This is a genomic window from Chryseobacterium sp. BLS98 (genome assembly GCF_001045445.1).
Classification (GTDB): Bacteria; Bacteroidota; Bacteroidia; order Flavobacteriales; family Weeksellaceae; genus Chryseobacterium.
The window spans coordinates 81,033-93,246 of the sequence record NZ_LFNF01000004.1 but is presented as its reverse complement, the minus strand read 5'-3'; the positions used below and the strand labels follow the sequence as shown (position 1 = coordinate 93,246).

The window sequence follows — 12,214 nt, the reverse complement described above, 5'->3', positions numbered from 1 at the left end:
AAAATAAAGTTTAATTCCTGGTTAATGTATTCAATTACTTTAAAAAATTATTTAAATAATTCAGAATCGTGTCGGTTTGCATCATCAGACTGACATGGCTCTGTCCGGGAACAATAGCCAGCTGAGATTTCGGCATAGCGGCCAGATCGGCAGAAATACCACCTCCCAGTAATTGATAGGTTTTTACAAGCTCCGCCTTATCAAGACCATCATTGTCTCCGGATATGATCAGTACGGGTGCGGAAATTTTGGAAATATTGGCATCACCTAAGTCAAACGGCTGCCCGGCAGTGGCAATCATCTGCTCCAGAAACGGTGTCCATTTTGTTTTATCAGGCGCCACTGCATCGTAGGCGGTGTGCATTGGACTGTTCGTAAAAAGCTCAGGCTTCATCGATTTAAAAGCGCCGCTTACCTGAGGGATCCACCCTGTACTTTTATAGGTTGCAGAGATAATCACCAGCTTATTTAACTTCCCGGGATTCTGTATGGCAAACTGGTAAGCTATTGCTCCGCCAAAGCTGTACCCTACTACATCTGCCTTATCAATTTTCAGGTAATCCATCACTCCCGCCACATCACCGGCTAAAGTGGTATGTGATAATTTTCTTTCGGAAAACGGCGTATGACCGTGTCCCTGCAGTTCGACCGCAATTACTTTTCTGTTCTTTGACAATTCCGGGATCAGCTGTCCCCAATTCATATCGATGGTCATAAAAGCTCCATGCAGCAATACAACAGGCTTGCCCTCACCATACACTTCATAATACACTTTGATGCCGTTAACAGGTGCATAACCGCTTTCGGAGGGTTTTACTTTTTGCCCGTACACTTGTTGTGATCCCACAAGCATAATGATTGCCATCATCAGCAATTTAAAAAGTTGATTGGATTTTAATACATTTTCCATATTGTTTTGGATTTAGTTAATTGAAAAACTTTTAATCAAATTTACCCAGTCGTTGCAAAAAGCAACTTGCCACAGGACAAGATTTTATACACCATGAAATAATTTTTTCTGGTCTGTTTAATTTTTTTTTTAAAGATTTTTACCCGCATACATTGATTGACATCAGTAAGTTTGAAGTAAAATACCAGAGAATACAGACCTACTCAAGTTAAATAATTTTTCAGAATAACCCATGTTAATTGATTAAAATTTATTAATTTCGAACAGAACTAAACTCTATTATTATGAAAAATTTAAAAAAAATCAACAGACAGGAAATGAAAGCAATTAAAGGAGGGATCAACTGTACGGGTGGCCAATTATGCTTAATCAACGGAAAATGGGAATGCAGACCATACGATGGATGTGGTGGCGGAAACCATGTTTAATTTTTAAAATTCAACCCAATTACTATTATTATGAAAAATTTTAAGAAAATTTCAAGAGACCAGTTGAAAAGCATCAATGGCGGTGCCAGCTGCTCCGAAGCATGCTGCCCACCTCCGGGGATTAAAAGATGCCCATGGGTGCTTTGTTATGCTCCATGCGATATATTAGAATAAAGAACAATACCTAACATTAACCAATACAAAGCTTTAGAGTACAACTCTAAGGCTTTTTTTGTACAAACCAATTTTTGGTTAAAAAGAATATTTTAGTAACCATAAAGCTTTACCGACAACAATGATGAGTTAAATATCTGAAATATTTAAAATAAAAAGTGTTTCCCAGTATTTAATATTATATATTCCGTAATATCTTTGCACAGGCTAATAATATGATCTGTGCAAAAGTATATCTCCTCCTTTTTCATCTTTATCTTTTCCATTATTTACAGTCAGCACTATAATATTCAGTTATATAACACCGACAACGGTCTTCCACAGAACAGCGTAAAAGATATCATAAAGGACAAATACGGGTTCATATGGCTGACAACCGAAAACGGAATTGTAAGGTATGACGGAATGAAGTTTGTGGTTTATAAAAACCTTCCGCTAAACAATCAAAGGTTTACATTTTTCTACGGCTACCCTGAAAAAGACAGCATTTTTACCACAGGAGATTCCGGAAAAATTTTACTTATCAACAAAAGATCTCCAAAAGTCACAAAGACTTCAAAAAGGAATGTCGATTTTTTATCCAGGGATGTTAATTACTTCTTATACTCTTCCAATTATATCTATACCACATCGCCCGGCATAAGCCTTTATTTTCCATGCCAGGAAGGCATTTATTTTATAAAGGAAAATTCCATTAAGTACATTAATAATCTTTCTAAAGCAGAAGTAAACCTGAATATAAAAGCGAAATATAAAAATATTGCCAGAATATTCGTGATCGATAAGTCCGTATTCTTTATTGATTATCAGTCAAAAAAAGTTCAGAAAATTGAAAAGGGAAAAATCGTCGGTTCTTATAATGAGCCGCTATTAACCGACGCTAAAAGTAAAATCTACTGGAGCAGGGTCAATAACCAGGTTTTTATATTCAACGGAAACAGCATTTACCGGTGCGATTATGAAGATAACCGATTCAAAATATCAAAACTCGTACAGTTTGATGATATGACTGAAAATATTACCAGCGTGTATTATGACAAAGCATACAAAAAGCTTTATCTCGGAAGCAGCACTTATGGTTTGCAGGTTATCAGCTTTACAGATTTCACTACCGTCCAGAGGCCTCCGTCTAAGCCCGAATCTGTTTTTTATGCTACTTTATCATACGGCAGTTCGTCTGTAATAAGTACTTTCGGAGAGGTATACAACCGGAAGGGACTTGTAGAAGATAAACATTTTAAAAGCATTATTCCATTTTTTCTGGCTTATGATCAGGAAGACAATATTATGGCCCGCAAAGCAACCGACCTGCTGCTGTATCAGAAAAAGAAAACTTACGCAAAAACCGTTACCAAACGGAATACCATTTTAATAGATTTTTTTTTCGATGCAAAAAGATATTACACTTTTGAATCTCTTGAAAAAACGGACGGAACTATCGGATACAATGGAGTTTTAATGGTATACAATGACCTATCGTTCAAAACTGTGAAAAAAAAGTTTTTCTTTAATAGTGAGCCTACCAAATTCCTGAAGTTCGATGAAGACCATCTACTGGCCGGCACAACGAAAGGTTTATATAAAATCTCATTAAAGACGAATACAATCGTCAGCTTAAGTCCGAATACCGGATTATCTGTCCGCAGCATCATACGATCCCGGGATGGTAATTTCTGGATCACCACTTCAGGAAAGGGATTTTATCTGCTGAAAAATAACCGTCTCATTAAGATGCCTTATGATGCGGACAATAATATTTCCTCTTCCCATACGATCCTAGAAGATAAGAACGGATTTTTCTGGATTCCTACCAACAACGGGCTTTATAAGGTTCCGGAAAGCCAGCTGCTGCGGCATGTACAGGATAAAAAATCGAGGGTTAATTATTACCGCTTTTCAAAAATATCGGGGTTTAGAACCAATGAATTCAATGGCGGCAGTAATGTGTGCGGAAATAAGTTAGGAAATGGAGAGTTCGTGCTTCCTTCTCTTGACGGCTTGGTTTTCTTCAATCCCACAGAAATAAAGAGCTATTATCCTGAAAACATATACATAGAAAGAGCTTTGATTGATGGTAAGGAGCATTTTTTCAATCAGATATTAAATATAAAGCCGGAATCCAACCGTGTAGATATATTTATTGATACGCCTTATTACTCTAATCCTGATAATCTTGTTATAGAAACCAAACTGAGCGGAACAACCAACACCAAATGGGAATCGATAGGAAAAGACGGAAAATTTTCCATTTCGAATCTTACGTATGGAAATCACACTTTTATTGTAAGAATACTGATTTCCGACCAGGAAAAATATATTTACAAAAGGATCAATATTATTATTCCGCCCTATTTTTACCAGACAGTATGGTTTAAAATACTTATTGGCGCGGCTATCCTACTTTTTTTATATTTTCTGGCAAGATGGAGAATCAGCTTTCTGAAAAAAAGAAACCACGAACTGGAAGAAATTATCAGCTCCCGTACGAAAAGTCTTTCCGATACTGTTGAAAAGCTTGAGGTTACCAAAATAAAACTTCATAAAGAAATTGAACAGCAAAAGAAACTTATCGGGACCATCACCCACGATATCACAACCCCTGTAAAATTCATTGCCCTTACAGCAAAAGAGGCTCTGAATCAAAATGAATTGAGCGGACAGCAGAGTAGAAAAATTCTAAGCTCTATTTACAAATCCTCGGATCAGCTGTATAATTTTACCATTACCTTAAAAGAATATGCAGATATCTACACCCACCACCGTTCCGACAAAACAGAACTCTATTCCTTATATAAGCTGATAGAAGAAAAAAGGATTCTTTTTAATGCCATAGCAGAAAATAACAACACTATCATTATCAATAATGCGGACAAGACATTACTGGTATGGATCAGCAAGAATATATTGGCCGCCATTATTCATAACCTACTGGATAATTCCGTAAAATTCACAAAAAACGGTACAATAACAATAGAAAGCAGCGCCGATAAAGATATTATTACCTTGCAGATAACCGACACAGGGATTGGAATGGATGAAAAGAAAATAGAATATTATACAAAACTTCAGGACAATATTGAAAATGAAAAATTATTACTTCAAAAATACGGAATGGGGCTTCACCTTGTCTTGCAGCTGCTTCAGATGATAGAAGGAAGGATTGTCTTCGAAAAAAACATATTAAAAGGAACATCATTCAAACTAATTTTAACCAATAAAAAAGATGATTAAGAACATTCTCATTGCCGATGATCACGAGATTGTTTTGGTAGGCACAAGCATGATTCTGGAGTCAAGAATCCAGAATGTAGCAATAGACCAGGCTGAAGATTACCCGGAAGCCCTGGAAAAAATATCAAAGCAGAAATACGACCTTGTTATTCTGGACATCAATATGCCGGAAAGCAAAAATAAAAAAATGATCACCGAAATCAAAGCACTGGATCCTGATATAAAAATCCTGATATTTTCGGCCTATGAAGAAGAGGTAGCCGTACAATATATAAAGGCAGGAGCCAACGGATACATCAGCAAGCTAAGCAAATCTGAAGAAATCTCAAATGCTGTAAATAAAATATTCTCTGAAGGATTCTACTATCCCCTATCCATTGTACAGCACTTACTCCAGCAGTCTCCGCTAGATTCTATAAAAAATTTATCTGCCAGGGAATATGAAATTTTTATCCTAATGGTACAGGGCAACGGTAATTTAGAAATATCAAATAAAATGGGTATACAGATGCCCACCATCAGCACTTATAAAAAAAGAATACACAATAAACTGAAAACCAAAAATTTAGCAGACATGATTAAGCTCTATCAAACCTATATTTCCTGATTCACATGCCTTCAATCATAAATCACTTTATGTAGAAAATTTTCTACAAATACCTTTACTTTATTCTACTAAATATGTTGTTTTTTGTAGTGATATTTCTATATTTTTACATTATTAATATTTTTAATTCAAAAATAAAGTTAAAAAATAATAAAATTCATAATATTTTAACAATTATTTAATATGCTATTAATAAATCAAGTAAATAACTTATTGATATGCTATGTTATGCATAATTATTGTTCAGAATCAGGAATTTAAAATCAGAAATAAATGCTAAAAAAAATTACAAAATTAGGTCAACTATTAGGATTACTCGCTTCCACTTTTGTCTTTTCGCAGGCTGGAAATGTAGGAATCAACACCGCCAATCCCGGGTCTACCATAGATATTAATGGGTCTGTAGCTGCTAATTACACTGCAATCAATACGGCATCTTACAATTTGAATTCTTCCGACTTTCATGTTTCTTACAACGGCACCTCCAATGCTGTATTTAATCTTCCTACAGCCATCAGCGGAATGGGAAATTTTAAGGGAAGAATGTACACCATTAAGAATAATACAAACTTTACCTTAACGGTAAATCCTGCAGCTCCCGAAACCATTAATGGAAGTGCAAATATTACAATCCCGGCGAATCAGAGCCTTCAGTTGATTAACACAGGACTTACAGGAGCCGCAAGCACTTGGGAAATTACAACAGCCGACACCACCATAACAGCGAGTAACGGCCTTAACGTCTCAGGTACTAATGTTAAATTAGGAGGCACCTTATCTCAGGCAACCAATATTGCTACAGGCGGAAATAACCTGAGCATCGACGGGACCGGAAAAGTTTTGATAGGGACCACTACTGTCCCTGCAGGAGCTGCCAATTCTAAAATCGTTATAGACAACGGTACTACAAACGGTGCGTTACAGATTAAGGATGGTACCCAGCAGCTGGGGTATGTACTGACCAGTGATGCTGATGGTTTAGCCACCTGGTCTTCTACCGTGACTACGGCTTTTGCCAACAACTGGTCAAACTATACAGGCACATTAACCAATCCATTTACAAGCACAACAGGTGTAAATACCCAGCCCACAGGAACTTCAGTTGTGATTCCTGCCAAAGGATGGTATTTTTTCCGTGCGGGAATTACTATACAGTCAAATTGTAATGACTATTCATTCTATATCAGTGGAATTGGAGACATTTGGAGAACATACTGTAATGTGGCAGATGTTCAGATGATGTCGCCAAGGGATCAAAACAGAGTGCTTTATTTTGCAACACCGGGAACTTATCCCATCATAGCTACCAAAACCAATGCCGTAGTACCAACTGGATTTAATATTGGCAATCCTGGCTTCTATGTAAACTTTGTAAAATTCCAAAATTAAGGAACCGCAATAACCATGATTCTAAATACATAAAGCTGAAAAACTGAACTGCTGCAAACTCCCTCATTTCTGCAGCAGTTCATCAATCATCATTTCTAATTCAATATTATAAAAATGACTAAAAAAATATTTTTTCTTCCAATATTTCTTGCATTAAGCACAAACTTAATGTACTCGCAGACAGGCAATGTAGGCATTAACACTAATGCACCGGGAAGTAAATTAACCGTTAACGGATCTTTTGCTGCTACCTATAGATCTACTGCTACAGGTGGGCTTATTGATGCAGATGACTATTATGTAGCTTACAGCGGCAATACCAACGGTACTTTAACACTGCCTGCTGCTGCGACCGGATCCGGCAATTTTATTGGAAGAACCTATCATTTCAAAAATACCGGAACGGCAACGTTATCTATTGCCGCCAGCGGAACGGAGCTAATTGACAATCAAAGCGGTGCGGGAGTAGCTTCCATAAGTGTTCCTCCGGGTTACTATGCTTTTTTCATAAGCAAAGGAACAGCTACCAATACAACATGGGAACTTATTTTACTTTCAAGCTCCAGCAGTCTGCCCGCAGCAGCATCCACCTATGCTTTTTCCACCATAAGCACCACCACCAGACAGTCTCTTCCTGCTACAGTAAGCGGACCTTTTATCAACGGTGAAATTAATTATCCACAAGGAACAGTCATCAATACAGGAAATGTAATGAATACGGCTAATGGAAGGTTTACAGCGGCTACCAGCGGATATTATATGTTTTACGGCTCTACCCAATTTGATAACGGCGCTATTGCCGGTGCTCCCAATTTTTCGTGGGCTGTATTATATCTTGTAAAAAACTTCAGCACCACACCCAATAATATCCTGGTTCAGTCTTACCAGTCGAACCCCGGAATATTGGTAGGAGCCAACGTTTCGTGCATCACCTATCTGAATGCAGGAGAAACCGTAAGCATGGCTTCGGCAGCAGCCGTAACCAGCGGGACTACTTACCAGGTGGTAGTAAGTTCTTTTTACGGATACAAAATCGCTAATTAATAAAATGCATAAATAAATTAGAAATTCCCCTCATTACTCATGCCATACATGATGAGAAAGAAAACAATTTGTTCCCAAACAAAGAGGGGGATTCTAATTTTAGTATAAATTATTAAAATCATTTCAAAATTTAAATATTTATTTTAAAACAATAAAAATAAATAGTAAATTTAAAATATAATTCATGATTGTATCTGACTATTATTTAGCATAATACGTCAATCAGGTAACTCGCATTTTACTTATTACACTTTTAAGTATAATAATATATAGATAAATAAACGATAACCATTAAACTATAAATCATGAGTAACGAAAATTTTAATCCGCTTGAACTGCTCAAGAACAGGTTCAGGTATCCTTTCCCAACCCTTAAGAATCCTCACGCTGACGAACTGCAGCAGATCACAGAAAACGAATGGATCGATGGGGAATACCTCTGGCTCTATAAAAACAATCCCCAAATCCGTAAAAAGTACAAAAAAACGTTGACTGCTCATATTGCAGCCCAATGGTTTCCTACAGCCCCGATAGAAAGGTTTAAGCCTATTTGCAGGTTGATGCTCTGGACCCTTTATAACGATGATTTATATGAGGAAGAAGAGCCGGAAAATATTAATTATGTCCATCTTCAGTCAATTGCAATATTGAACGGGGAAATCACCGCCTGGCAGTCCGGAATACCATTAGGTAATATGCTAGCCTCGCTCAGGGAAGAGCTGCTACAGTTTATACCACAGGAGTCCATTCTTCGTTTCAGCCGGATGATCAGCAGATATTTCGACGGACTGAAAATAGAACTGGAATACAAAAGAAACAAAAAATTTCCCACGGTAGCAGCCTGTATCGCTTTAAGAGAGGATTCTATCTGCCTATATCCGTTTTTACAGCTTACAGAGGTGGAAACGGGTATTATATTACCCCCTGAAATACATGAGCACCCTGTTGTCCAGCGACTGCAGGCCCTGGCCTGTCACCTCGTCACATTTTTCAATGAGGTACAGTCTGTGGTAAAAGATGAAGCCACCGGGAGCATTTACTATAATATTGTCAAAGTCATCCAAAATGAGCGGGGACTCTCTCTGGAGGAAGCATGTCTTGAAGATCTTCGCCTCCATAATGAAGACCTGAAAGAATTTGTAACCCTGCAGGCTTCCCTCCCTGATTTTGGTATCTGGCATGAAGCGGTAGTAAACTGGGTGCATTATATGAGCATGGTACTGAGCGGCTGGAAAAATATCTCTACGAAACTGGCCCGTTACAACGCCATGGAATTTCCCAATACGGAAGAGCTCAGGGATAAGTTAAATAATCCATTCCCTGAGTCCAAAGAAATTAACAAGACTACCCGTATATCCCTAAACAAATAAAAATGACACCAGAACAATTTAACAGCTCGGATTATTTACCACGGGAGTTTTATCCCTGGCCAGATCTTATCAATCCGCATGTGGAACAAATGGGAAAGGATATGGATAACTGGATTGACAATGACTATACCTTTTTAACGGAAAAGCAGCGCGAAATCTATAAAAAAATGAGGCTTCACAGGTGTACTGCGCGTATGTGGCCGGATTTAACCTACGAACAGGCCGTTCCCTGCAACAGGTTCATGCTCCAGTATGTTGCGCTCGATGATCAGGTGGAGCATTTATCCCTTGAGGAAATTCAACAGTTAAGAAGCCGTTGTACAGATATTCTCAGGGGCGCTGAACCTGCTCCGGAAGAAAATGCCCTGTATCACCATATGGCAATGATCCGTGATGAGTTTCGTGCTTTCATGCCGGATCTGTGGATGGAACGCTTTATTTATTATTTCTATCAATCCTTCAGGTACGGAATAGAACTGGAATTCCCTTATAAAATAGCTCATCGCCCTCCTTCCCTGAATCTTTTTAAAACAATCCGGGAATATTCTGTCCTCATGCGCCCGTATCTGATCCTTGGCGAAATTGAATCGGGACTTGTACTGCCACAACATATCTTTGAACATATCGTGGTACAAAAAATGATCTCTCACATGACTCTGGTGGTGGCCTGGCAAAATGACATCCATTCTCTTCCGAAAGAAATGGCAAAAGGAACAGAGGTATTTAACCTGATTTTTGTATTGCAGCAAGAATATAGTCTTTCACTGGAAGATGCCTGTGCAGAGGCTTTACGCATTCATAATGAAGAACTAAAAAACCTTATGGATTTGCATGCGGAATACCGGGAGTTTGGCGAGTATCAGGAATATGTTGACAAGTTTGTCTATTATGCAGGCGTAGGGCTTCAGGGAGTGAATACTTTTTATCTTGAAACCAACAGATACAAACATGGCGGAGTCGGTTTTGCCTGGCCAGAGGATCAGGCTGCCAACAAAAGTCTGTAATACATTTGAAATAAAAAATAGTATAATGATAATTAAGCTCCCAAATAATAATTTGGGAGCTTAATTTGAAACTGAACTTCCGGGAGATTACAATAGCGTCAATACTATCTCCCAACTATAATTTTTTGAACAAGTTTACAGTGTCAGTTAAATATCCACCCAAACCGCAGGAAAATGAATTGGATATTGTTTTTTGATAAAACTAGATGTCCTTATGTGTTTGTCAATTTGGTAAGTGCTTTCCTTCAGTTTGGTGTTTTTTTTATGATTGGAGTTCCCTGGTTATTAGTTTTTGCCTTTGGTTTAAAGCATCAGGGCTGCTGAAAGACATCGTTCAAACTTTACAGCAATCCTTTTATATATTCTGTGTGATGTGGATGTTTGGTTGGTTATTATCAATGAGTTTATATAGATTCAAAAAATTCGTACTGAAGATCAGCTTCTGTAATCTGTGTATTTAATGAATTATATAAATCCTGTTCTCCCGTTTCTGCAAGCACCTTGGATTCCTGTATTAATCCTCCTTCAGGATTAAAAACTTTTACCAGGATCCATTTTCCGCTGCGTTCCAGATCTTTTAAACCGTATTCGGATTTATATTTAATTTTTCCGCTTTGAAGAATGCCATCTTTTACAACTGCTTTATGAGCCGGTTTTCCTTTGACATACTGTACAATCTGTGCGGTAAAACCACCGTCTTCTCCTACCGGCTGGCTGTAGGTATAGACAACAGCTCCTTTTTCATCATAAACAGTAGAATTGTATATGGTCTGATCCGAATTGATTTTTGTTTCCGCCTTTAAGTTTTCCTCGTCTCTGAAAGATCTGGAATGTATTAAAATACCGTCCTTATAATGCTGTTCTACAAGTCCCTCGTACAGAGTACCGCTATAAGGCATGTCATCTTTATACGTTATCGTCCCTTTGGGCTTTCCGTCCGGATGATAATATCTGATCTCCTGGGTCATCTCATCTTTCAGTACCTGTTCGGAAGATAAATTTCCGTTTTCGTCAAAATATTTATTCAGGACCGCAAAACCATTTTTATAAGTCTCGATGGTAACAAAGCTGGAAAAATTGTAATTGAACTGATAATCTTCTCCGTCCTGAGGCTTGTAAGCATCAGTTTCTTTATCATAGGTATAGGTAAGGTTCCCCATCAGCTTTCCCGTTTCATCATACGTTTTTTTATAGCCGCCTTTTTTGTTTTTCTTTTCTTCCTGCAGAATTTCTCCTTTTTTAGAGTAGATGATACTTTCTGTTACTACTCCCTCTTTATTTTGCTTTTCAATTTTGGACACCTTCATAGGATCCTGGTAATACTCTACCGTTATTTTATCCGCAGAATTTCCGGAACTGTTTACTCCGATAAATTTCCCTTTTTCACCATAATACTTAGTTTCAAACGCTCCTGTTTTGCTGTTGCTGATGGTTTCATAACGGATTCCTTTACTATCTTCATCATAAACTACGGATTTGAAATTATCAGGAGCTTCATAGGTGGTGACCATGTTATAATAGGACATTTCTTCCGGATTTTTATAATTGTAGATTTTGCCTGTAAAAGTACCATCCGCTTTATAAACCAAATCCTCCAAAATTCTTCCCTGCTCATCAAAAGTCTTGGCCGGTCCAACCTGGTTACCGCCTGAGAATATTCCTGTACTTAAAACTTTACCCTCAGCATTATACCATGTAATTTGGCCTTCATACACTTCACTTCCGGGCGTAGCATCTGAAACAAGCCCTTCCATCTGAAGCGTTCCGTTTTTGTAAAAATCTCTGATTAAAGTGAGTTTTCCTCTATTTTCGGTTTCCCTGTAAAATTCCATTTTACTCTGGGTGGTTTTTTCCCAGTTTTCATCAAAATAGATTCTTTGCTGTGCATTTGCGTGAATGCTTATGATCAGGGCGAAAACCGCTGATGTAAATAATTTTTTCATTAAAAAAGATTTAGATATTACATAAAAGCCATTAGGAACAGCTTCCAGTGTTTCATCATAGTTCTGATAGGTCTTCCCGGACACTTAGAAAATTTTCATCATTGTGTTTTTTTG

At 37.7% G+C, this 12,214-nt stretch carries 10 protein-coding genes; 8 read left to right on the top strand and 2 right to left on the bottom strand.

All coding sequences use genetic code 11. The features are described 5' to 3' along the window. Positions 1-34: 34 nt before the first annotated feature. Positions 35-910, bottom strand: coding sequence for an alpha/beta fold hydrolase (locus ACM40_RS16335; protein ID WP_048503872.1), 876 nt, complete (start codon positions 908-910; stop codon positions 35-37). A 284-nt stretch (positions 911-1,194) separates the two neighbouring features. Between ACM40_RS16335 and ACM40_RS20645 the strand changes: the two genes are divergently transcribed. The 8 genes from ACM40_RS20645 to ACM40_RS16305 all read left to right on the top strand — a co-directional run bounded on the left by ACM40_RS20645 (position 1,195) and on the right by ACM40_RS16305 (position 10,157). Continuing rightward, the gene (locus ACM40_RS20645; protein WP_165579318.1) at positions 1,195-1,338 is read left to right on the top strand and encodes a bacteriocin-like protein; all 144 of its coding nucleotides are present in this window, start codon (positions 1,195-1,197) and stop codon (positions 1,336-1,338) included. A 30-nt stretch (positions 1,339-1,368) separates the two neighbouring features. Then, positions 1,369-1,512, top strand: a complete 144-nt coding sequence (locus ACM40_RS20640) for a bacteriocin-like protein (protein ID WP_165579317.1) — start codon at positions 1,369-1,371, stop codon at positions 1,510-1,512. Between the two features lie 222 nt (positions 1,513-1,734). After that, complete coding sequence (locus ACM40_RS16330; RefSeq protein WP_048503871.1) at positions 1,735-4,743, top strand: ATP-binding protein; 3,009 nt, start codon at positions 1,735-1,737, stop codon at positions 4,741-4,743. Continuing rightward, on the top strand, positions 4,736-5,350 hold the full coding sequence (locus tag ACM40_RS16325; protein ID WP_048503870.1) for a response regulator transcription factor: 615 nt from the start codon (positions 4,736-4,738) through the stop codon (positions 5,348-5,350). The genes ACM40_RS16330 and ACM40_RS16325 overlap by 8 nt, the downstream gene beginning before the upstream one ends. Positions 5,351-5,623: 273 nt before the next feature. After that, positions 5,624-6,739, top strand: a complete 1,116-nt coding sequence (locus tag ACM40_RS16320) for a hypothetical protein (protein WP_048503869.1) — start codon at positions 5,624-5,626, stop codon at positions 6,737-6,739. A 168-nt stretch (positions 6,740-6,907) separates the two neighbouring features. Further along, positions 6,908-7,783, top strand: a complete 876-nt coding sequence (locus tag ACM40_RS16315) for a hypothetical protein (RefSeq protein ID WP_048503868.1) — start codon at positions 6,908-6,910, stop codon at positions 7,781-7,783. Positions 7,784-8,088: 305 nt separating this feature from the next. Further along, complete coding sequence (locus tag ACM40_RS16310; protein ID WP_048503867.1) at positions 8,089-9,153, top strand: terpene synthase family protein; 1,065 nt, start codon at positions 8,089-8,091, stop codon at positions 9,151-9,153. Between the two features lie 2 nt (positions 9,154-9,155). Further along, on the top strand, positions 9,156-10,157 hold the full coding sequence (locus tag ACM40_RS16305) for a terpene synthase family protein (RefSeq protein ID WP_048503866.1): 1,002 nt from the start codon (positions 9,156-9,158) through the stop codon (positions 10,155-10,157). 404 nt (positions 10,158-10,561) lie between these two features. Here ACM40_RS16305 and ACM40_RS16300 read toward each other — a convergent pair whose 3' ends face one another. Next, on the bottom strand, positions 10,562-12,100 hold the full coding sequence (locus ACM40_RS16300) for a membrane-binding protein (protein ID WP_131705382.1): 1,539 nt from the start codon (positions 12,098-12,100) through the stop codon (positions 10,562-10,564). Positions 12,101-12,214: the final 114 nt, after the last annotated feature.